Source organism: Micromonospora sp. NBC_00362, from assembly GCF_026342155.1.
Lineage (GTDB): Bacteria > Actinomycetota > Actinomycetes > Mycobacteriales > Micromonosporaceae > Micromonospora > Micromonospora hortensis.
This window is the reverse complement of the sequence record NZ_JAPENH010000001.1, coordinates 306763-327458: the sequence shown is the minus strand read 5'-3', so window position 1 is coordinate 327458 and position 20696 is coordinate 306763. Positions and strand designations below refer to the sequence as shown.

The 20696-nt window shown below is 70.8% G+C and carries 20 protein-coding genes; 5 read left to right on the top strand and 15 right to left on the bottom strand.

Annotated elements, in window-relative coordinates; all coding sequences use genetic code 11:
• Nucleotides 1-159 precede the first annotated feature (159 nt).
• The 8 genes from OG992_RS01490 to OG992_RS01455 all read right to left on the bottom strand — a co-directional run bounded on the left by OG992_RS01490 (nucleotide 160) and on the right by OG992_RS01455 (nucleotide 9821).
• Complete coding sequence (locus OG992_RS01490; RefSeq protein WP_266302067.1) at nucleotides 160-1986, bottom strand: ABC transporter ATP-binding protein; 1827 nt, start codon at nucleotides 1984-1986, stop codon at nucleotides 160-162.
• Complete coding sequence (locus OG992_RS01485) at nucleotides 1983-3689, bottom strand: ABC transporter ATP-binding protein (protein WP_266302066.1); 1707 nt, start codon at nucleotides 3687-3689, stop codon at nucleotides 1983-1985. The genes OG992_RS01490 and OG992_RS01485 overlap by 4 nt, the downstream gene beginning before the upstream one ends.
• A gap of 55 nt (nucleotides 3690-3744) precedes the next feature.
• A complete protein-coding gene (locus tag OG992_RS01480) occupies nucleotides 3745-4335 on the bottom strand; it encodes a gluconokinase (RefSeq protein ID WP_266302065.1) in 591 nt (196 codons plus the stop codon).
• Complete coding sequence (gene manD / locus OG992_RS01475) at nucleotides 4325-5554, bottom strand: D-mannonate dehydratase ManD (RefSeq protein WP_145795781.1); 1230 nt, start codon at nucleotides 5552-5554, stop codon at nucleotides 4325-4327. The genes OG992_RS01480 and manD overlap by 11 nt, the downstream gene beginning before the upstream one ends.
• Nucleotides 5555-5585: 31 nt before the next feature.
• Nucleotides 5586-6734 (bottom strand): galactonate dehydratase, encoded by a 1149-nt coding sequence (gene dgoD / locus OG992_RS01470; protein ID WP_266302064.1) that lies wholly within the window; start codon nucleotides 6732-6734, stop codon nucleotides 5586-5588.
• A 7-nt stretch (nucleotides 6735-6741) separates the two neighbouring features.
• Nucleotides 6742-7557, bottom strand: a complete 816-nt coding sequence (locus OG992_RS01465) for a carbohydrate ABC transporter permease (protein ID WP_238683956.1) — start codon at nucleotides 7555-7557, stop codon at nucleotides 6742-6744.
• Nucleotides 7554-8507, bottom strand: a complete 954-nt coding sequence (locus tag OG992_RS01460) for a carbohydrate ABC transporter permease (protein ID WP_266302063.1) — start codon at nucleotides 8505-8507, stop codon at nucleotides 7554-7556. Before OG992_RS01460 ends, OG992_RS01465 begins: the two co-directional genes overlap by 4 nt.
• A gap of 75 nt (nucleotides 8508-8582) precedes the next feature.
• The gene (locus OG992_RS01455; RefSeq protein ID WP_266302062.1) at nucleotides 8583-9821 is read right to left on the bottom strand and encodes a sugar ABC transporter substrate-binding protein; all 1239 of its coding nucleotides are present in this window, start codon (nucleotides 9819-9821) and stop codon (nucleotides 8583-8585) included.
• Nucleotides 9822-10004: 183 nt separating this feature from the next.
• On the opposite strand from OG992_RS01455, the gene OG992_RS01450 reads away from it, so the two are divergent.
• Nucleotides 10005-10778 carry a FadR/GntR family transcriptional regulator gene (locus OG992_RS01450; RefSeq protein ID WP_266302061.1) on the top strand — a complete coding sequence of 258 codons (774 nt, stop codon included), beginning with the start codon at nucleotides 10005-10007 and terminating at the stop codon, nucleotides 10776-10778.
• 18 nt (nucleotides 10779-10796) lie between these two features.
• Here OG992_RS01450 and OG992_RS01445 read toward each other — a convergent pair whose 3' ends face one another.
• The 6 genes from OG992_RS01445 to OG992_RS01420 all read right to left on the bottom strand — a co-directional run bounded on the left by OG992_RS01445 (nucleotide 10797) and on the right by OG992_RS01420 (nucleotide 16517).
• Nucleotides 10797-12122 (bottom strand): carbohydrate-binding domain-containing protein, encoded by a 1326-nt coding sequence (locus OG992_RS01445; protein ID WP_266302060.1) that lies wholly within the window; start codon nucleotides 12120-12122, stop codon nucleotides 10797-10799.
• Nucleotides 12123-12274: 152 nt separating this feature from the next.
• Complete coding sequence (locus OG992_RS01440) at nucleotides 12275-12730, bottom strand: DUF6069 family protein (RefSeq protein ID WP_266302059.1); 456 nt, start codon at nucleotides 12728-12730, stop codon at nucleotides 12275-12277.
• A 113-nt stretch (nucleotides 12731-12843) separates the two neighbouring features.
• The gene (locus OG992_RS01435) at nucleotides 12844-13842 is read right to left on the bottom strand and encodes an RNA polymerase subunit sigma-70 (RefSeq protein WP_266302058.1); all 999 of its coding nucleotides are present in this window, start codon (nucleotides 13840-13842) and stop codon (nucleotides 12844-12846) included.
• Nucleotides 13843-13968: 126 nt separating this feature from the next.
• A complete protein-coding gene (locus OG992_RS01430; protein ID WP_266302057.1) occupies nucleotides 13969-14877 on the bottom strand; it encodes a hypothetical protein in 909 nt (302 codons plus the stop codon).
• 12 nt (nucleotides 14878-14889) lie between these two features.
• Complete coding sequence (locus tag OG992_RS01425) at nucleotides 14890-15651, bottom strand: SDR family oxidoreductase (protein ID WP_323181762.1); 762 nt, start codon at nucleotides 15649-15651, stop codon at nucleotides 14890-14892.
• 26 nt (nucleotides 15652-15677) lie between these two features.
• On the bottom strand, nucleotides 15678-16517 hold the full coding sequence (locus OG992_RS01420) for a fumarylacetoacetate hydrolase family protein (protein WP_266302055.1): 840 nt from the start codon (nucleotides 16515-16517) through the stop codon (nucleotides 15678-15680).
• Nucleotides 16518-16629: 112 nt separating this feature from the next.
• On the opposite strand from OG992_RS01420, the gene OG992_RS01415 reads away from it, so the two are divergent.
• The 4 genes from OG992_RS01415 to OG992_RS01400 are packed head-to-tail and all read left to right on the top strand — an operon-like array spanning nucleotide 16630 to nucleotide 20141.
• Nucleotides 16630-17349 (top strand): GntR family transcriptional regulator, encoded by a 720-nt coding sequence (locus tag OG992_RS01415; protein ID WP_238683966.1) that lies wholly within the window; start codon nucleotides 16630-16632, stop codon nucleotides 17347-17349.
• Between the two features lie 28 nt (nucleotides 17350-17377).
• Nucleotides 17378-18088: a (Fe-S)-binding protein gene (locus OG992_RS01410; RefSeq protein ID WP_266302054.1), complete on the top strand. Its 711-nt coding sequence runs from the start codon at nucleotides 17378-17380 to the stop codon at nucleotides 18086-18088.
• On the top strand, nucleotides 18085-19530 hold the full coding sequence (locus OG992_RS01405; RefSeq protein WP_238683967.1) for a LutB/LldF family L-lactate oxidation iron-sulfur protein: 1446 nt from the start codon (nucleotides 18085-18087) through the stop codon (nucleotides 19528-19530). The genes OG992_RS01410 and OG992_RS01405 overlap by 4 nt, the downstream gene beginning before the upstream one ends.
• Nucleotides 19527-20141, top strand: coding sequence for an LUD domain-containing protein (locus OG992_RS01400; protein ID WP_266302053.1), 615 nt, complete (start codon nucleotides 19527-19529; stop codon nucleotides 20139-20141). The genes OG992_RS01405 and OG992_RS01400 overlap by 4 nt, the downstream gene beginning before the upstream one ends.
• Here the strand turns inward: OG992_RS01400 and OG992_RS01395 are convergent.
• Nucleotides 20130-20639, bottom strand: coding sequence for a signal peptidase II (locus OG992_RS01395; RefSeq protein WP_266302052.1), 510 nt, complete (start codon nucleotides 20637-20639; stop codon nucleotides 20130-20132). The two genes, OG992_RS01400 and OG992_RS01395, sit on opposite strands and share 12 nt — an antisense overlap.
• Between the last annotated feature and the right edge of the window lie 57 nt (nucleotides 20640-20696).

Genomic DNA, 20696 nt, shown 5'->3' with positions numbered 1-20696 from the left:
CTGTGTGCCACGGGCGCTCCTTCATGCCGAGATGCCGTCGTCGGAACGCCGCCGGTCGGCCGCGCACTCTGGTGGTCGCCGGCCGGCCCGGAAAAGTTCCCGAGGTTCCCCCGTTCGAGTGATCTCGCGGAGGTCCGAGGTGACCGGAACCGGAGCCGCTCAGCTCGGGACGGGCTGGTCCGCGCTCTCGCGTTCTCGCGGGACCACGGGGTCGGGCATGCTCCACGAGCGCCACAGCTGGCTGTACCCACCCCCGGCCCTGAGCAGTTCGGCGTGCGTGCCGTGCTCGGCGACGCGTCCCTGGTCGAGGACGACGATGCGGTCCGCGGTGGCCGCCTGGCTGAGTCGGTGGGCGACGATCAGCGTGGTACGACCCTCGGTGGCCGCCACGGCGGCGCGGTCGAGGTCGCGTGCGCCGGCGCTGCCCGCCTCGGCGGTGGCCTCGTCGAGGACCGCGACGGCCGGATCGGCGAGGATCAGTCGGGCCAGTGCGAGCTGCTGGGCCTGGGCCGAGGTGAGTTGTCGCCCACCCTCCCCCACCGCCGTGGCGAGGCCGTCCGGCAGGGTCCGCACCCACTCGGTGGCGCCGACGAGGTCGAGGGCGGTGGCGATCTCGGCGTCGGTGGCGTCCGGGTCGGCGAGGCGCAGGTCGTCGGCGAGCGGGCCGGCGAAGACGTGCACCTCCTGACTGATCAGGGCGATCTCCCGACGGAGGCGGTGCTCGCCGAGTTGGGTCAGCGGCACGCCGCGCAGGGTCACCGCACCGTCGGTGGGCGCGATGATGCCGGCGATGATGCCGGCGAGGGTGCTCTTGCCCGCACCGCTCGCGCCGACCAGGGCGACGCGCTCCCCGGGGGCGAGACGCAGGCTGATGTTCCGCAGCACCACCGGCCCGTCGTCGTAGCGGTGCTGCCCGACGGTCACCTCCAGTGCCGCCGGTACGCCCCGATCGTGGCGGGTGGGCTCGGTGCCGGAGGGGGCCGCGGTGTCCGGCAGGGTGGTGACCCCGACGAGTCGAGCCAGACTTGCCCCGGCCTGCAACACCGAGTCCGACTCGAACAGCAGCAGGCCGATGGGGTTGAAGAGGCGGTGGAAGTAGAGGGCGGCAGTGGTGGCGGCGCCGACGGTGGCCAGGTCACCGCGTACCAGCAGGAAGCCGGCGAGCAGCACGGCGGCGAGCCCCACGAACTCGGAGCGGTTGATGCGCAGCCCGAAGCGGGTGTAGAGACCGAAGATCTCCAGCGACAGGTCGCGGGCGACGCCGGAGCGCTCCGCGATCCGTGCGACGTGGGCGTCCTCCATCCGGTAGGCGCGCACTGTCGCCGCGCCCCGCAGCGCCTCGGCCGTCGCCTGCGCGCGCTCGCCCGTCGCTACCCGCTCGCGGGCGTAGTACGGCACCGACCGCTTCAGGTACCAGCGCAGCGCCACCGCGTACGCCGGGGCGGCGACCAACCCGGCGATGCCGAGCCGCCAGTCGAGCGCGAAGAGCCCCGCCGCGGTCAGCACGACGGACAGCAGCGCGCCGAGGAAGGCGGGGCCGCTGGTGGCGATCACATTCGTCACCACCGCCACGTCGTCGCCGGCACGGGCCACCAGGTCCCCGGTTCCGGCCCGTTCCAGGGTGGCCGAGGGCAGGTGCAGGGCCCGGTCGAGGACCCGCTCCCGGAGTCGGGCCAGCACTGTCTCGCCGAGGCGTGCGGCGACCGCCGCTCCGACCGCGGTGAGGAGTCCCGCGAGCACGGCGGCGCCCGCGATCACGGCGGCCCAGGCGATCACCCGAGGTGTGTCGGTCCCGGCGATGACGTCGTCGACGAGGCGCCCGAGGACCCAGGGGGCGACCAGCCCGGTCGCGGCGGCGGCGATCAGCAGCGTGCCGGCGACGGCGCTGAGCCCTGGCAGGAGGGCCAGCTCGGTACGGAGGGCGGCCCAGGTCTGCCGGCCGGTGGCCGTCGGCAGCAGGTGCCGGGTGATCGGCTCGGACGTCATCGCAGGGTTTCCTCCCGGTAGCGGGCGTCGCTGGCGAGCAACCGCTCGTGCGGACCCTCGGCGACGACCCGTCCCCGGTCGATCACCGCGACCCTGTCGGTGACCCGCAGCAGCGCCGGGCTGGTGGTGATCAGCACCGTGCCGCGAGAGCCCGTCCCGCGAGCCTCGGCCAGCCTGGTGGCGAGCAACCCCTCGGTCACCGCGTCGACAGCCGTGGTGGGGTTGTGCAGCACCAGCACCGGCGGGTCGGCGACCAGCGCCCTCGCCAGCCCGATCCGCTGCCGCTGGCCACCGGAGAGGTTCGCGCCGCGTTCGGTGAGCAGACGGTCGAACCCGTGCGGGTGCGCGGCGAGCACGTCCTCGGCCGCGGCAGCCCGTACGGCGGCGCGCAGCACCTCGTCGTCGACGGAGGCGCCGGCGCTGAGGTTGGCGCGCAGCGTCCCCTCGAACAGCGCCACGTCGTGCTGTTCGACCAGGACCACGGCACGCGCGGCGTCGATGTGCAGCTCGTCGGCGGGTACGCCGTCGACGCGGACCGTGCCCCGATGGTCCGCGCGCGGCACGCGGCCGGCCAGCAGAGCGACCAGCGCCTCGCCCTCGCTCGGGTCGTAGGCGAGCACGCCCAGGATCTCACCGGCGCGAACGCGCAGGCTGACGTCGTTGAGGCCCGCGTACGAGACGCCGTCGAGGGCGAGCCGGGACGGGCTCGGTGCGGGCGGCCCGGCGTCGCCCGGCTGGACTATCGGCGCGGCGCCGAGGACCCGGGCGACCCGCCCGGCGGAGGCTCGGGCCATGGCGAACAACTGGACGCAGTACCCGAGCGTCTGCACCGGCTCGGCGATGAACTGGGCCAGCCCGACCACTGCGACGAGCTCGCCGATGGTGAGCCGGCCCTGAAGCGCGAGCCACCCGGCGACTCCGGCGACCGTCGCGAGGAAGAGGCCGTTGACAGTGGTGGTGAGTCCGAGGTGCAGACCCTTTGTGGTGGCGGCGCGCAGGGTGACGTCGAGCGCGTGGCGGCTGGCTCCCGCGTACCGGCGGGCGGCGTGGTCCTGCGCGCCGATGCCGCGCAGCACGCGCAGGCCGCTGACGAGGTCGACGGCGAGGGCGGTAGTGGCGGCGAGCGCCTCCTGCTGCGACGTGCTGCGCCGGGTGAGCAGCGGCGCCATCCGCTGGAGGGCGACGACCAGCAGGGGTACGCCGATGAGCACCCCGAGGCCGAGAGGGACGTCGACGACGAGCAGCGCGACGGCCGCGACCACGATGGCGGTGAGTGCCGCGGCGGTGAGTCCCGCGACCCGCACGACGAGCGCGGACAGCTCGGCGTCGGAGGCCGTCACCGACAGCAGTTCGCCGTCGCGCATGCCCGACCGGCGTCCGCGCGGGTCGAGGGCGCTGCGGACGATCTCGACCCGGGTGGCGTGCGCCTCGTGTTCGACGGCGGCGAACGCCAGTCGTGCGCCGGCCCGGTAGGCGAAGGCGAGCACTGTGAACAGGACGGCCAGGCCGGCCAGCGAGAGCAGCAGGGCGCTGACGTCCCCGGTGGCCACCGCACGGTCGATGACCACGCCGATGGCCACCGGGACGAGGGCTTCGGTGGCCTGGTGAGTGCAGAGCAGCGCGATGCCGGCGGCCACCCGGGCGCGCTGTCGACGCAGCGCGCGACGGAGCACCACACCACCGGTGGTCTCGGCGACTGTCATGCTCGGATCGATGAGGGCACGGCGACGGACTCCACTACGATTAGGGCAGGCTAACCTAACATGCCCCCGAAGTGGGATTGGACGCGCGGTCCCGGTGCTCCCCGACCGGCACCGAGGCGGGCAGACCGAGACCCTTCATGGCCGCCGCGACCAGGGCCTCCGGGGGCAGTGAGACATCGAGTACGAGCACCGCCTCGTCCGGCTCGGCCGGTTCCAGCGTGGCGAGCTGCGACTCCAGCAGGCTGGCCGGCATGTAGTGGCCTTCGCGCCGGGCCAATCGGGCTCGGATGACCTCCGTCGGCCCGTCCAGGTGCACGAAGTCCACCCGGAATGGACCCTGGCGGAGCACGTCCCGGTACGACCGCTTCAACGCCGAGCAGGCCAGCACCGTCGAGCGGCCCTCCGCGCCGCGATCGGCGATCCACCCGGCGATGTCCCGCAGCCAGGGCCACCGGGTGGTGTCGTCCAGCGGTACGCCGGAGCGCATCCGCGCCACGTTCTGCGGGGAGTGGAACTCGTCCGCCTCGGCGAACGTCAGCCCCGCCGCCACGGCGATCCCGCGCGCCACTGTGGTCTTGCCCGCCCCGGAGACGCCCATCACCACTACGTGCCGGGTGGGCCGGGCGCCACGCCGCTCACCAGTCATGAACCGTGCCGTCCTTGAGCCGGTTGAACGGCAGGTACGCCGGCTCGTACGGGAACCGGGCCGCCGCCTCCTCGTCGAGCTCCACCCCGAGCCCCGGTTGGTCGCCCGGGTGCAGGTAGCCGTCGGTGAAGGTGAACGACTGCCGGAACACCTCGTTGGCCAGCGGGGTGTGCTTCATGTACTCCTGGATCCCGAAGTTGTGGATGGCCAGGTCCAGGTGCAGCGCCGCGGCCATGCCCACCGGGGAGATGTCGGTGGGGCCGTGAATGCCGGACTTGATCTGGTACTGGGCGGCGAAGTCGAGCAGCTTGCGCATGGCGGTGATGCCGCCGGTGTGGGTGACAGCGGACCGGACGTAGTCGATCAGCTGCTCGCGGATCAGGGTCTGGTAGTCCCAGACCGTGTTGAAGACCTCACCGATGGCCAGCGGGGTGGTGGTGTGCTGGCGGACCAGCCGCAGCGCCTCCTGGTTCTCGGCCGGGGTGCAGTCCTCCAGCCAGAACAGGTCGTACGGTTCGAGGGCCTTGCCGAGCTTGGCGGCCTGGATCGGGGTCATCCGGTGGTGACCGTCGTGCAGCAGCGGCAACTCCGGGCCGAACTCGCCGCGCACCGCCTCGAAGACCGACGGCAGGTGGCGCAGGTACGCGCGGGTGTCCCAGTCCTCCTCGGCGGGCAGCGGGGTGCGCTGCGCGGGCTCGTAGTCGTAGCGCTGGCCGGTGGCGCTGGGCTGCGCGGCCACGCCGTAGACCGCGTTGATCCCCGGCACCGCGGTCTGCACCCGGATCGACCGGAAGCCCTCGTCGAGGTGGCGACGGATCGAGTCGAACAGCTCGGGGATGTCCCGCCCCGACGCGTGCCCGTACGCCATGATGCCGGTGCGCGACGCGCCGCCCAGCAGTTGGTACAGCGGCATGCCGGCGGCCTTGGCCTTGATGTCCCACAGCGCGACGTCCACCGCGGCGATGGCCGCCATGGTGACCGGGCCGCGCCGCCAGTACGCCGAGCGGTACAGGAACTGCCAGGTGTCCTCGATCCGGTGCGGGTCCCGGCCCATCAGCAGCGGGGCGACGTGGTCACGCAGGTACGAGGCGACGGAGAGCTCGCGGCCGTTGAGCGTGGCGTCGCCCAGACCGGTGATGCCCTCATCAGTGGTGATCTTGAGGGTGACGAAGTTCCGGTCGGGGCTGGTCACGATGATGTCTGCTGCGACGATCTTCACGGGGTGCCTTTCGTTCTCGACGGTCGGGGTCTCACCACTCCGCGTAGGAGCCGTCGGGGTGCCGCCAGGTCGGGCTGCGCCAGGCGTGCCCGCGCTTGTCAGCGGTCCGCACGGCGTGTTCGTCGATCTCGATGCCGAGGCCGGGCGCCGTCAACCGCCGCACGTACCCGTCGACGAAGGTCAGCGGGGTCTGGTCGAGGCAGTAGTCGAGCACCTCGGCGCCCTGGTTGTAGTGGATGCCGATGCTCTGCTCCTGGATCAGGAAGTTGGGTGTGGCGAAGCCGACCTGGAGGCAGGCGGCGAGGGCGATCGGCCCGAGCGGGCAGTGCGGGGCGAGCTGCACGTCGTACACCTCGGCCAACGTGGCGATCTTGCGAACCTCGGTGATGCCGCCGGCGTGCGCGAGGTCCGGCTGGGCCACGGCGATGCCGGCCTGCAACACGGGCAGGAACTCCTGCCGGCTGTAGAGCCGCTCCCCCGTCGAGACGGGGGTGGTGGTGCAGCGGACGACCTCACCGATCAGGTGCGAGTTCTCCGGCACCACCGGCTCTTCCAGGAAGAACGGCCGGTACGGCTCCAGCAGCGGGGCGACCCTCCGGACGTTGGCGAGGGTGAACCGACCGTGGAAGTCGACAGCGACGTCGCGGTCGTCGCCGAGGACCTCGCGGGCGACGGCCACCCGCTGCACGACCGCGTCGAGTTCGGCGACCGAGGCGAGCGCGCCCATCCGCCCCGACGCGTTCATCTTCACGGCGGTCAGGCCCGCCTCGACCTGGGCGCTGATCTGGTCGCGGATCTCGGCGGGCTCGTCACCACCGACCCAGCCGTAGACCCGGATCCGGTCCCGGACCGGCCCGCCGAGCAGTTGGTGCACGGGGGCGCCGTAGTGCTTACCGGCGATGTCCCAGAGCGCCTGGTCCAGACCGGACACCGCGCTGGCCAGGATCGGGCCACCCCGGTAGAAGGAGCCCTTGGTCATCACCTGCCAGTGGTCCTCGATGCGCAACGCGTCCCGACCGGTGAGCAGCTCGCCGAGTTGGTGGACGGCCGTGCGTACGGTCTCGGAGCGGCCCTCGCAGGTCGCCTCGCCCCAGCCGACGATGCCGGACTCCGTCTCGACCCGGACGAACAGCCAGCGCGGCGCGACCAGGAACGTCTCCACCTTCGCGATAGTCGTCATGTCCCGGTCAGCCCTTCGTGGCACCGGCGGTGAGGCCGGAGACGACGTACTTCTGCACGAACAGGGCGATCAGCATGATCGGCAGGGTGACCACTGTCGCGGCGGCCATCAGGCCACCCCAGTCGATGCTGGCGTACCCGACGAAGTCGAAGATCGCCACGGGCAGCGTCTTCGTGTCGGAGCCGGAGAGCACCAGGGCGAACATGAAGTTGTTCCAGGAGAAGATGAAGGAGAGGATGCCGGCGGTCGCGACGCCGGGCACCGACAGCGGGAGGGTGATCCGCCGGAACGCGCCGATGTGGGTCAGCCCGTCGACCAGCGCGGCCTCTTCCAACTCGGTCGGCAGGCCGTCGAAGTACCCCATCATGATGTAGACGATCAGCGGCAGCGACACGAACATGTGGCTCAGGATCAGCACCGTGAAGCCGCCGACCATCTTCAGGTTCGAGAAGACGTAGTACCAGGGCACCAGGAGCGAGACGCCGGGGATGACCCGGGCCATGAGCACGACGAGCGCGGACTTCTTCATGCTGAACCGGCTCATCGAGTACGCGGCGGGCACCCCGAGCAGGAGCGACAGCGTGGTGGCCGCGAACGCCACCCAGAGACTGTTGCCGATGAACTCGAGGTAGTTCGCCTGCTGGAGGACGGTCTCGTAGTTCTTCAGGCTGGGCGAGAAGACGAACGCCTTGGCCGTGTCGTAGATGTCCACGTTGGTCTTGAAGGACGCGGCGATCATCCAGAGCAGGGGTGCCATCAGCGCGAACACCACGACGACGAGGGCCGAGTTGCGGAACACCCGGTACGGCTTGCTCGGCTTCATCGGCCCAGCCCCTTCTTGCGATAGGTGAGGGCCCACATCACCCCGATGATGATCAGGAAGAAGATGATGAGGACTGTCGACGAGACGCCGTAGTCGTTGTAGTCGAAGCTGAGCCCGTACGCGTACACGTTGAGGGTCTCGACCTCGTGGAAGGAACCGCCGCCGCGCCCCTTGGTGGCGTAGAGGATGTCGAACGTCTTCAGCGCGTCGATGCCGCGCAGCAGGATGGCGACGATCACCGTGGGCATCAGCAGCGGGAGGGTGACGTGCCGGAACCGCTGCCAGCTGCTGGCGCCGTCGATCCGGGCCGCCTCCTGGGGCTCGTCGGAGAGCGAGGTGAGCCCGGCGAGCAGGATCAGCACGACCATCGGCGTCCACTGCCAGATGTCGATGAACATCGTCGTCGGCAGGGCCGAGTGCTGCCCGGCCAGCCAGGGTTGGGGGCCGATCCCGATCCAGCCGAGCAGTTGGTTCGCCATCCCGATGTTGGGGTCGAAGATCAGGCGCCACATCATGCCGACGGCCACCGGAGTGGCCACCAGCGGCAGGAGGATCGCGACGCGGACCCACTTCTCACCGCGGAAGGGCCGCCACAGCAGCAGGGCGATCGCCATGCCGAGCATGACCTCGAAGAACAGCACGACGCCGGTGAAGAGGACAGTGCGCCAGACCGCCGGCCAGAACCGGTCGGTGTCGGTGAGCACGTCGAGGTAGTTCTGGAAGCCGATGAACTCGGACTCGGCGCGTACCGAACCCTCGGCGTCGGTCAGGCTCAGGTAACCGGTCCACGCCACCGGAAAGATGATCAGCACGGCGACGAACGCCATGGCGGGTGCCGCGAAGAGCCACTTGCGGTGTTCGTTGGCCCAACGCGACCAGGCCGACGTCGTGTCCGCTGACGCCGCGGGGGCCTCGGGCGAATCGGTACGGGGGGTGAGTACGGCTGACATTGAGATCTCCGGGTTGGAGGGGTCAGGTCCCGGCGAGGCGGCGGAGCCGGTCGGCCCCGCCGCCCTGCGCGTGGGTTACTTCGCCTCGTCGTCGAGGAACTTCTGGAACGCCGCGTTCGCCGCGTCCGCCGAACTGGCGGCGTCCTTGCCGGTGATCGCGTCGACGATCGGCTGGCCGACGATTTCCCGCGCCTGGGCCACCTTGACCACCAGCGGACGGTCGTGCCCGACCCCGTTGGCGGTGCTGACCGTGTTGGCCTCGGCGAGGTCCTTCGGGTAGGAGGCGGTACCCGCCGGGTTCGCCCAGACCGAGGCGCGCGCGCCGGGTACGCCGGCCGTCTGCTGCGCCAGCGCCTGCTCCTTGCCGGCGGCCCACTGGATGAACTTCCAGGCGTTGTCCTTGTTCTCCGAGCTGTCGTTCACGCCGAGGGCCCAGGACGGGATGTTGTACGGCTTCGATCCAGCCGGGCCGGCCGGGAAGGCGGCGAAGCCGACGGAGTCGACGACCTTGGACTTGGTCGGGTCGGTGGCGTTCTTGTAGAGCGAGTTGGCCTCGGTGTAGAAGGCGGCCTTGCCCTGCGTGAAGATCGCCATCGCCTCCGACCAGCTCATGTCGGTGCTGATGTTCTCCGGGCCGTGGTCCTTGAGCAGACCGCCGTAGTAGGCGTACGCCTGCTTGGCCTGCTCGGTGTTGACAGTGGCCTTCCCGCTGGCGTCCACGAAGTCGCCGCCGAAGCTGAAGAGGAAGCTGGAGAACTGCGTGACGGCGGCGGCCTTGCCGGTACGAGCGACGAAGCCGGCGACGCCCGGGTTGTCGGCCTCGATCTTCGCGGCCTGCGCCTTGAGTTCGTCGAGGGTCTTGGGCGGGGCGGTGAAGCCGGACTTCGTCAGCAGGTCCTTGCGGTAGTAGAGGACCTCCTGCTCGGTGATGATCGGCAGCCCGACGACCTTGTCCTCGTAGGTCGTCGCCTGCACCGGCCCGGCCTGGAAGTCACCGAACTCGAAGGCGCTGTCGGACTTGACCTTCTCGCTCAGGTCGGCGAGGTACTTGTTCTTGCCGAACAGCTTCCCCTCCTGAAGGGGCCGGTACATCATCACGTCGAGGTCGTCGGACCCGGCGTTCAGCTTGACGTTGTACTGGTCGGAGAGCTGGTCCTCACCGAGCTGGGTAACTTCGACAGTCAGGCCGGACTCCTTCTCGAACTCCGGCAGGACCTTCTTGATGTTCTCTGTCCACACGTGGTTGACCAGTGTCACGCGAACGGTCTTCGAGCCCTCGCCGCCGTCGTCGCCGCCGCAGGCGGTCAGGCCCATGGCGGCAACCACAGCCAGAGAAGTGCCGATTATCGATCGACGTCGCACGCTTGTCTCTCCTTCTGTCGTGGCCGCCGCCCCCGAGAGAGCCGCTACCTCGGCGTTACATCCGCTTAACATCCGGATGCTAGGCCGAAAAAGCTGATTATCTCAAGAGGTAGATGCAAATGATATGATCTTTGAGTGGAACCGTCCTCATCAGAGGTTGCAGCCGCTCCGGCCCGCCCCGCCGAGTCCGGGCTGCACGCGCGCGTCCTCGAACACCTCGGCACCGCCATCTGCGGCGGCGAGCTGGCACCCGGATCGGTCCTCAACATCGACGAGCTGGTCGACCGGTACGCCGTGTCCCGCTCGGTCGTCCGCGAGGTGCTACGGGTGCTGGCCTCGATCGGATTCATCGAGGCGCGCCGACGGGTAGGTGTGATGATCCGGCCGGCGAGCGCGTGGAACGTCTTCGATCCGCAGGTGATCCGTTGGCGTCTCGCCTCGGCCAGCCGGATGGCCCAGCTCCGCTCGATCACCGAGCTGCGCACCGCCGTCGAACCGCACGCCGCCTACCTGGCCGCCAGCCGGATCGGCCGTGACGAGGCGAGCGACCTCGTCGGGTTGGCGGCGAAGATGTGGGCCGCCGGCGAGGCCGGCGACGAGGAGCGCTTCCTGCACCTCGACATCGAGTTTCACCGGCGCGTCCTGCTCGCCTCCGGCAACGAGATGTTCGTCCGGCTGCAGGAGCTGGTCGCGGAGGTGCTCACCGGCCGGCACAAGCACCACCTCATGCCGCACCACCCGCACGAGCAGGCTCTCCAGATGCACGCCGACGTCGCCCAGGCGATCCAGCGGCGCGACGGGGAGCGTGCCCGGCAGGCGATGGTGCAGCTGATGGAGCAGGCCTTCGACGAGATGAAGTCGCTGTGGGAGCAGACCGGCGAGCCCGAGCGCGGGGCGATCAGACGCTGACCGGGCCCCTCGATCGTCTCAGCGGACCACGCCGATACCCGTGAACGACCTGTCGTACTCGGTGAACGACCGGTTCGTGTACGGCGCGTAGATCCAGGTCCGCAGCGAGTTGGCGGCGGTGTCGACCTCGACCAGGCGTACCGGGTTGGTGCTGTTGGAGTGGAACGTCTGGAGGAACGAGTAGATCTTGTTTCCGTTGACCCCGGTGTCGACCCGGTTGGCGGCGATGCCCGTGTGACCGGAGAAGACGAACCGGATGTTGGCGTACTGCTTGACCAGGTTGTCGAAGAGGTACTGCGGGCTCGTCGCGCCGTACCCGGCACTCTGCTCGATGGCGCCGTTACCGTCGATGTAGTCGTGGGTGACCACTATGACGTTGTGCCGGGGGTTGGCGGCGACGACGCTCCTGGCCCAGTTCACGGCCGCGACCCGGGGCCAGAGTTCCAGGGTCAGCACCATCCACTGCACGCCACCGGCCGTGAAGGTCGAGTACGAGTTGTCGACCTTGCCGGCCTCGAACTGCCCAGTGACCGCGCGGTACTGGCTGACCGTGAAGTACTGGTTGAACACGCTGGTGTCGCGGATGAGTTCGCGGGTGCGGGCGGGGTCGCGGGCGGAGCCGCCGACGCCGGTGGCCTGGGTGTCATGGTTGCCGAGAGCCAGCGCGTACGGGATTGCGGCGTTCTCGATCGGCCGCATCGCGTTACGGGCGATGACGTACTGCGCATGGTCCGGGGTGTCCCAGTTGACCACGTCTCCGGAGGAGGTCACGAAGCGCAGGTCCAGCGCGGACCGGTTCTGCGCCAACCAGTTCGTGCGGTTGAGGAACCGGGGGTCCGAGCTGACCAGCACCTCCTGCTGGGTGTCCGGCAGGACGGCGAAGCTGAACTTCGGGTCGGTGGTGCCCGCGGTCTCCATCCGCGCGGACGCGATGTGGACGTTGCGGTCACAGGAGTCGGCCCGGAAGTCGTTGACGAGCTGGATCCGCACTGTGTGCTGGCCGGCGCCGACCGCCGCGCCGACCGGATAGGTGCCGTAACTGGTCGCGCTGACGATCGTGGTCTGGCCGACGTCGACGCCGTCGACCGTCACCCGGACGGTGGGCCAGCCCTGACAGTTGTCACCGATGGCCCCGATCACCACTCGCCCGGAGCCGCTGATGCTGGTGCTGGCGTAGCTGGAGTTGCCCCAGAGCGAGGCGTGCGTGCCGGACGCGGGTACCGGGGTGCCGGTCGCCGTACGGATCGCACCGTCCACGACGGTGAACGGGGAAGCCTCGGCGGCGCTCGCCGTGCTGCCGACGAACGCTCCCCCCGCGATGACGACCACGGTCGCCACGGCCATCGCCACGATCGTGGACCCTGATCTCCTGATTCGCACCGCTGATCCTCCCTTGTCGACGTACGCCCAGAAGCTGGGCATTCGTAGCCTAGGACGAATCGGGACGACACATGTGAATACTTAACGGCCATCCTGCGTACCCGAGTTGTACCGCATCAGTCGGTCCGGGCACGGAGGCTCCGTGCCAGGACGGGGATCATCACCGCCGCGGCGACGAGGTGCAGCCCGAGGAGGGCGGTGATGGTGGCCGCGTTCGCCCCGGAGATGAGGGGCGGGACCAGCGAGAGCGCTGTCAGCGCCAGCGCCGTCCACCCGAACCGGTCGGCGGGCCGGGCACTCCACCGCCGCAGGGCCGCGGCGATGACGACGCCCACGAACGAGAAGAAGCCGGTCACCACCGTGACACCGGACAGCGGAATCGTCTCGCCACCATCGGGGATCTCGAAGTCGACGCCAGCGGACCGGGCCAGCGCGGCGGCGAGGGTGGTGCCCGCCATCGCCGCGAGCATGGCAGTCACGCCGGTGCCGGCGAGCCCGCGGATTCGGTGGATGTGACTGGGTCGGCCCGATGCCGGGCCGGCGACGAGCTCGGTGTCCCTCGTGCTGTTCATGTCGTCTCCCTCGTCTGGAGGCTGACGTACCGGATGTGTCGACTGGTGTGTGACACTCCGCCGTCACCACGGCGGCACGCGCGCCACGGCGCAGCGTGAGCGTCCACACCGGACTACTCCGTGCCGTCCGCCGGCAGGCGCTCCGGCAGCCCGAGCCGCGGGAACTGGTCGTCGTGGAAGGTGAATATCTCGGTGATTCTGCCGCCGGTGACGCGCAGGACGTCGATCGTCAGCGGCAGGTACGCGCCCTCCTGCTTGCGCCAGTGGTAGAAGGCGACGGCGGGCTGGCGGTTCACCGAGGTGGGGACCGCGCGCAGGCCCGTCATGCCATCGAAGCCGTCCTCGACCCAGCTGTTCACCACGGCGTCGCGGCCGACGTGGAGGCCCGGCGTGGGCGGCATCGAGCAGCGGACGTCGTCCCGCAGCAGGCCGGCGAGCACCTCGACGTTCGTGGCGACGCTGGCGTCGGTGAAGCGGCGCACCAGCTCGCGCGTGCCGGCGTCCTCCTCGCCGCCGGTCCAGTCCTGCCGCTCGGAGGGCAGGTGCTCCCGCATCCCGGCGCGCGCCCGCTGCAGGGCGCTGTTGACCGAGTTGACCGAGTCTCCGAGCAGCTCCGCGACGTCCTTCGCCGGCCAGCCGAGCACGTCCCGCAGGATCAGCACGGCCCGCGGACGCGGCGCGAGATGCTGGACCGCTACCAGGTACGCCAGCTCGATCGTCTCTCGCGCGACGGCGACGGTCTCCGGCTCGTCCGCGTCGCCCGCTGGCAGCTCGTCGAGCAGCCGGTCCGGGTAGGGCTGCAACCACAGCACCTCGCCGCCGGTCGCCGGCTCCGGGCGGCGCCTGGCGAGCAGATCGAGGCAGGCGTTGGTGGCGATCCGGTACAGCCAGGCCCGGAACGTCGACCGCCCCTCGAACGTCTCCCGCCGCCGCCAGGCACGCAGGAACGTCTCCTGCACGGTGTCCTCGGCGTCCTCGAACGACCCGAGCATCCGGTAGCAGTGCACGTGCAGTTCCCGCCGGTGCCGCTGCGCCAGCCCCGAGAACGCCGGCTCGTCGACCTCGCTCAGACCGCTCACGCCCAGCTCCTCCAGCCGCGTGTTCGCACTCATCACGTCATCCTTCCGCCTCGTCATGTCCTGTCGTAGGTATGACGGGCGGGGCCGCGACAACTCATCACTCGGGCCTGAATCGAGTTGGTGAGCGGTGCTGGGATCATGCTCGGCGGAGCGTGGGTGCTACTGGGCGGTGCCGCCACCCGATCGGCCCGCGCCGGCGGAGGGCCGGTGCGCGATGCGGGGCGCCCGCACGGCGGAGGCGTTGCCGGCGCCGGGGCGGTAGTCCCGTGCCGCGCTGGCCACCATCTCGTCGGCGTCGCGAGCGAGCGCCTGCCGGATGTGCGGCGGAACGAACTCGGACGTCGCCATCGCCAGTCGGACCTGCACCGAACGGTCGTCGACCAGGCGGGCCAGATCCTTCTCGCTCAGCTCGACGGCCCGCACCAGCGCGGCACGGACGTCGACCACGGGGTCCGCGGCGAGCACGCTGCGTTGTTCGGCGGTGGTCCGCGGGTTGCGGGCAACCCCCTTGCGTACGCGTGCGGTGCGATCTGCCAGCAAAGCGGTGATCACGTCGGGGTCGTGGGTGTGCGTGGCGAGTCGTTCCCGTACCTCGGGTGACACGTCGTCGATCAGCTTGGCGGCCAGCTCCGGCTCCAGCTCACGGCTCTCCGCGAGGAGACCGCGAAGCTCCTTGTCCGAGGTCTGCGACATGACCTGGCGGATCGACTCGTCACAGGCCGGGTTGCCGGCGACCGCCCAGCGGACCCAGCGGTCGGCGTCCTTCACCAGGCGCATGAGGTTGGCGATCGAGGTGGAGGGGTTCCGCGCCACGGCCTCCCGGACCTGACGATCATGGTCGCGGGTGAGCGGCCGCAGGGCCTGCGCTGGTGCGTCGGCCCGGGAGGCGACCGCCTTGCGGACCAGCTCCGACGGGTCGGACGCCAGGTCGATGAGGGTCATTTGTGGCGTTGTGGGGTCCTGAGCGAGGGCGAGCCGAGCGTCAGCGCTGCCACCGATCGGACGGTGGGCGGTGGTGCCGGACCCGCTGTGACGGTCGGCCTCGCCGACGTCCTGCTGTTTCCCCATGGCGCAATCATGTCACGCGCCCGGTTCGGCAGTACCGGCCGCGGGCGGCACCGGGGCGGGCAGGCGCAGGCCGGACATGCCGCCGTCGACGGCCAGCGAGGTACCGGTCACCGACCTGGTCACGGGCGAGGCGAGGTAGACGACGGCGGCGGCCACCTCGTCGGCGGTCACCAGGCGGCCGGTCGGCTGGCGGGCGGCCAACTGCCGCTTCTCGGCCGTCGGGTCGGCCGCGCCGGCGAGCAGGCGGGCCACCCAGGGCGTGTCGACGGTGCCGGGGGCGACACAGTTGACCCGGACGCCCTCCGTCACCAGGTCGGCTGCCATGGCGAGGGTGAGGGCGTGCACGGCACCCTTCGACGCCGAGTACAGGGTGCGTCGGGGCAGGCCGACTGTCGCCGCGATCGAGGAGATGTTGACGATCGCCGCTGACGACGACCGGCGCAGGTACGGCAGGGCGACGGCGCTGGTTCGGGCCACGCCGGAGACATTGACGTCGAGGACCCGGCTCCACTGCTCGTCGTCGTCCTCCTCCACAGTGCCCACGGCCGAGATGGCGGCGTTGTTCACCAGGATGTCGATGCCGCCGAACGCTGCCGCGACCGAGGCGACGGCCGCGCTGAGGGAGGACCGGTCGGCCACGTCCGCCCGAACGCCGAGTACGCCGGGATCCTCCGGCAGGCCGGACAGTTCCAGGTCCAGGACACCCACCCGGGCGCCGGCGGCGGCGAACGCCCGCACGCAGGCAAGACCGATCCCCGATCCGCCTCCGGTCACCACCGCCACGAGACCGTCACACCGCATCAGGCGTCCCGGAGCGTGTTGCGCTGCCGGCCGAGGCCGTCGATCTCGACCTCCATCACGTCGCCCGCGGCCAGGTACGGGAACCGGCCGGAGAGCGCCACTCCCTGCGGGGTGCCGGTGTTGATGACGTCGCCCGGGTCCAGGACGGTGAACTGGGACAGGTGCCAGACCAGGTACGCCACGTCGAAGATCATGTCTTTGGTGCTGGAGTCCTGGCGGGGCTCGCCGTTGACCCAGGAGCGCAGCCGCAGCGCCTGCGGGTCGCCGATCTCGTCGGCGGTGACCAGCCATGGGCCGAACGGTTGGAACGTCTCGCAGGACTTGCCCTTCGACCACTGGCCGCCGGAGACGGCGAGTTGGAAGTCCCGTTCGGAGACGTCGTTGGAGAGCACGTACCCGGCGATGTGCCCGAGGGCTTCGGCCGGTGAGGCGAGGTAGCGGGCCGGTCGGCCGATCACCACCGCCAGCTCCACCTCCCAGTCGGTCTTCGTCGATCCGCGCGGGATCAGGACCTCGTCGTACGGGCCGACGACGGTGTTGGGCGCCTTGTAGAAGATGATCGGGTCGGTCGGTGGCGCGGCGCCCGACTCGGCGGCGTGCGCGGCGTAGTTCTGCCCCACGCAGAGCACCACCCCGGGCCGGGCGATCGGTGCGCCGACCCGCTGACCGGTGACGTCGATCTCGGGCAGGTCGGTGGCCTCGCGGACCCGCCGGACGCCGTCGCTGGCGAGGAACTCGCCGTCGATGTCGGCGGTGAGTGACGAGAGGTCGAAGTGCCGACCGTCGACGTACAGCACGGGGCGTTCCCGCCCCACCGGCCCGACGCGCATGAATCTCACGAACCCGACCTCCAGTGCATAGGACGCAAAGCCCCTATTTCCTATAGGATGTTGCCTTGCTAGTGTGTACTCGCTCACACCGGCACAGTCAAGGGGTGGCTGAGGAGACGAGATGGCCCAGCAGGAACCTCGCGAGGGTCGACTCCGTCCCGCCCGTCGACTCACCCTCACCGAGGACGTCTACGAGTCGATAAAGACGCTGGTGATGGACCACATCCTTCCCCCCGGCGAGCGGGTCAACATCGACGCGCTGGCCCGGGAGCTGGACGTCTCCCCCACCCCGGTCCGCGAGGCCCTCGCCCGGCTGGAGGCCGACGGCCTGGTCCGTAAACGCCCACTCTCCGGCTACACCACCACGCCGCTGCTCAGTCGCGCCGAGTTCGACGACCTGTTCGACGTCCGTCAACTGCTGGAGGGCGCCACCGCCGGACGCGCCGCCACGCACGCCTCCGCCGAAGCCCGCCAACGGATCAGCGTCGAGGCGGCGGCGAGCATCGACGTGGAGGCCGGCGACGGCTATCGCCGACACGCCGCCTTCACCGCGCTGGACGCGAAGTTCCACGACCTGATCGCCGAAGTCTCCGGCAGCCCGCTGCTGCGGGACACCATCACCCGGCTGCACTCACACCTGCACCTGCACCGCCTCTACTTCCCGGTCGCCGGCGCACCGGACACCAACACCGAGCACCAGCGCATCGCCGCCGCCATCGTCGCCGGCGACGCGGCAGCCGCCACCGAGGCGATGCGCGCCCACCTCAGCGCCGCCCGGGAGCGTCACCTGCCCGCCTTCGACCAGCTCGCCACCCCCGGAACACCGCGCGACTCGGCGTGACCCACCCCCACACCTCCGAGGAGCCGCCATGCGGATCGCCCTCTTCATCACCTGCGTCAACGACCTCGCGTTCCCGGCCACCGGCATCGCTGTCACCCGCATCCTGCGGCGACTCGGCCACACCGTCGACTTCCCCGCCGACCAGACCTGCTGCGGGCAGATGCACGCGAACACGGGCTACCGGGCCGAGGCCATGTCGATGGTGCGCAACTACGTCGACGTCTTCGACTCCTACGACGCCATCGTCGCGCCATCCGGCTCGTGCACCGCGATGATCCGCGACCAGTACCCGCACCTGCACCCGCCCGCCACCTCGGTGGCCGCCCGCACGTACGAGCTGTCCGAGTTGCTCGTCGACGTTCTCGGCGTCACCGACGTCGGCGCCGAGTTCCCGGAGACTGTCACCTACCACCCGACCTGCCACGGCCTGCGCATGCTGCGCCTCGGCGACCGGCCGCTGACCCTGCTGCGTCAGGTCCGCGGGATCAAGCTGGTCGAGCTGGGCGACGCCGAGGAGTGCTGTGGTTTCGGCGGCACCTTCGCCCTGAAGAACCCGGACGTCTCCACCGCGATGCTCACCGACAAGTGCGCCCGGGTCCGCGACACCGGCGCACGGGTGCTCGCCGCCGCCGACAACTCCTGCCTGGCGCACATCGGCGGGGGCCTCGACCGCCACCGCTCGGGCGTACGGGCCGTGCACTACGCCGAGATTCTCGCCGAGACGGGAGCCACCTCATGAACCCACCGGTCGCACCCGCCACCGGGGGCGGGCGGATCCGCACGCCGCTGCCGTTCCCCACCGCCGCCAAGCCGGCCGTCGCCGACACGCAACTCCGGGCCAACCTGCACCGGGCCACCCGCACCATCCGGGCCAAGCGAGCACGCGTCGTCGACGAGGTACCCGACTGGGAGGCCCTGCGCGACGCCGGCTCGGCGATCAAGGCGGACGTCCAACGTCGCCTGCCGGAGCTGCTGGAGCAGTTCGAGGCGTCCGCCACCACTGCCGGCGCCACAGTGCACTGGGCCCGCGACGCGGCCGAGGCGTGCCGGATCGTCGTCGCGTTGACCCGGGCCACCGGGGCCGACGAGGTCGTGAAGGTCAAGTCGATGGCGACCCAGGAGATCGAGCTCAACGAGGCGCTGGAGGCCGCCGGGATCGCCGCGTACGAGACCGACCTGGCGGAACTGATCGTGCAGCTCGGCGACGACACCCCCTCGCACATCCTGGTGCCGGCGATCCACTACAACCGGGCCCAGATCCGGGAGATCTTCCAGCGTCGCATGGCCGACGCGCCGGCCGACCTGAGCGACGAACCGGCCGCGCTGGCCGAGGCGGCCCGCGCCCACCTGCGACGGCGTTTCCTCTCGGCCCGGGTCGCCGTCTCCGGCGCCAACTTCGCCGTCGCCGACACCGGCACGCTCGTGGTGGTGGAGTCCGAGGGCAACGGCCGGATGTGCCTCACCCTCCCCGAGACGCTGATCAGCGTCGTCGGCGTCGAGAAGCTGCTGCCGACCTTCACCGACCTGGAAGTCTTCCTGCAACTGCTGCCGCGATCCTCGACCGGCGAGCGGATGAACCCGTACACCTCGATGTGGACCGGCGTCACCCCCGGCGACGGCCCGCAGGACGTGCACATCGTGCTCGTCGACAACGGCCGGTCCGCGGTGCTCGCCGACCCGGTCGGGCGGCCGGCGTTGTCGTGCATCCGCTGCTCCGCGTGCCTCAACGTCTGCCCGGTGTACGAACGGGCCGGCGGGCACGCGTACGGCTCGGTGTACCCGGGGCCGATCGGGGCGATCCTGTCGCCGCAGCTGACCGGCGTGGCCGACAACGCCTCGTTGCCGTACGCGTCGACCCTCTGCGGCGCCTGCTACGACGTGTGCCCCGTGAAGATCAATATTCCGGAGATCCTGGTCCATCTCCGCCAGCAGGCACCGCACCCACCGGTCGAACGGGCCACCATGCGCGTCCTGTCCTGGGCGATGCGCAGCCCTCGACGGTGGGCCGCCGCCCTGCGCCTGGCCCGGGCCGGCGCGGGGCCGCTCGGGGCGTACCGTGAGCGGCGCACCGGCGCTCGGACGCTGCGGCGACTGCCCTGGCCCGCCTCGGCGTGGACCCGGTCGCGCGACCTGCCGCTGCCCGCGCCGCAGACCTTCCGAGAATGGTGGGGTAAGCAGTGAGCGCACGTGACGAGATCCTGGCGCGGCTCCGGACGGCGCTGGCCGACAGCCCGCCGCCGGTGCAGGTGCCCCGCGGGTACCGCCGGGTCGACGACCGCTCCGACGTGATCGAAACCCTTGTCGATCGCCTGGAGGATTACCGGGCCATCGTCCACAGTGGCATCGACGCCCTCCCCCGACTGCTCGATGGGGTCGACCGGCTCGCCGTCCCCACCGACGTCCCCGCCGACTGGCTGGCCGGCTACGCCGGAGAGCTGCACCGCGACGCTCCCCCGCTGTCACCGGCCGCGCTCGACGAGTTGGACGCGGTCCTGACCGGCTGCGCCGTCGTGGTCGCCGACACCGGCACCATCATCCTGGACGCCGGCCCGGCGCAGGGGCGGCGCGCGCTCACCCTGGTGCCCGATCGGCACATCTGCGTCGTGCGCACCGACCAGGTCGTCGGTCTGCTGCCGGAGGCGCTCACCCGACTGGACCCGCGCGCCCCGCTGACCTGGATCTCCGGCCCGTCCGCCACCAGCGACATCGAGCTCAACCGCGTCGAGGGAGTGCACGGTCCACGCCGGCTGGAGGTCGTCCTGATCAGCCCGCCGGGCGGCTCAGGAGCCTGACGACGGCACCTGCTCGTCGCTGCGGGGCTCGCTAGCCGTCGCGCGCAGCGGAACGCCGCGCACGTTGAGCAGCATGACGATGCCCACGCCGACCACCAGGGCGATGTCGGCGACGTTGCCGACGAAGAACCCGGCGTAGTCGATGAAGTCCACCACGTGCCCGCGAGCGAACCCCGGCTCCCGGAAGAGGCGGTCCAGCAGGTGCGTCGTCGCGCCGCCGAGCACCAGGCCCAACGCCACCGCCCAGGCGCGCGACGTGACCCGCCACGCGACGACAGTCACCGCGACCACCGCCGCCGCCGCGAACACCGCGAAGATCCAGGTGTACGCGGAGCCGATCGAGAAGGCGGCGCCCGGGTTGTACAAGAGCCGCAGTTGCAGCAGGTCGCCGACGACGGTGATGGTCTGCCCGCCGGAGAGCGCGGACTCGGCCCAGTACTTGGTGAGCTGATCCGCGGCGAGCACCACAGCAGCGATCAACACGACGGCGCGGAACATCACGGAACCCTAGCCGGTCACCGGTGACCGTCACCACCGAGGGACGACTCCTGATCA

Coding starts and splice junctions, on each gene's coding strand:
- OG992_RS01490 (WP_266302067.1), bottom strand. CDS start 1,986: ATGACGTCCGAGCCGATCACCCGGCACCTGCTGCCGACGGCCACCGGC.
- OG992_RS01485 (WP_266302066.1), bottom strand. CDS start 3,689: ATGACAGTCGCCGAGACCACCGGTGGTGTGGTGCTCCGTCGCGCGCTG.
- OG992_RS01480 (WP_266302065.1), bottom strand. CDS start 4,335: ATGACTGGTGAGCGGCGTGGCGCCCGGCCCACCCGGCACGTAGTGGTG.
- dgoD (WP_266302064.1), bottom strand. CDS start 6,734: ATGACGACTATCGCGAAGGTGGAGACGTTCCTGGTCGCGCCGCGCTGG.
- OG992_RS01465 (WP_238683956.1), bottom strand. CDS start 7,557: ATGAAGCCGAGCAAGCCGTACCGGGTGTTCCGCAACTCGGCCCTCGTC.
- OG992_RS01460 (WP_266302063.1), bottom strand. CDS start 8,507: ATGTCAGCCGTACTCACCCCCCGTACCGATTCGCCCGAGGCCCCCGCG.
- OG992_RS01455 (WP_266302062.1), bottom strand. CDS start 9,821: ATGGGCCTGACCGCCTGCGGCGGCGACGACGGCGGCGAGGGCTCGAAG.
- OG992_RS01445 (WP_266302060.1), bottom strand. CDS start 12,122: ATGGCCGTGGCGACCGTGGTCGTCATCGCGGGGGGAGCGTTCGTCGGC.
- OG992_RS01440 (WP_266302059.1), bottom strand. CDS start 12,730: ATGAACAGCACGAGGGACACCGAGCTCGTCGCCGGCCCGGCATCGGGC.
- OG992_RS01435 (WP_266302058.1), bottom strand. CDS start 13,842: ATGAGTGCGAACACGCGGCTGGAGGAGCTGGGCGTGAGCGGTCTGAGC.
- OG992_RS01430 (WP_266302057.1), bottom strand. CDS start 14,877: ATGGGGAAACAGCAGGACGTCGGCGAGGCCGACCGTCACAGCGGGTCC.
- OG992_RS01415 (WP_238683966.1), top strand. CDS start 16,630: ATGGCCCAGCAGGAACCTCGCGAGGGTCGACTCCGTCCCGCCCGTCGA.
- OG992_RS01410 (WP_266302054.1), top strand. CDS start 17,378: ATGCGGATCGCCCTCTTCATCACCTGCGTCAACGACCTCGCGTTCCCG.
- OG992_RS01405 (WP_238683967.1), top strand. CDS start 18,085: ATGAACCCACCGGTCGCACCCGCCACCGGGGGCGGGCGGATCCGCACG.
- OG992_RS01395 (WP_266302052.1), bottom strand. CDS start 20,639: ATGTTCCGCGCCGTCGTGTTGATCGCTGCTGTGGTGCTCGCCGCGGAT.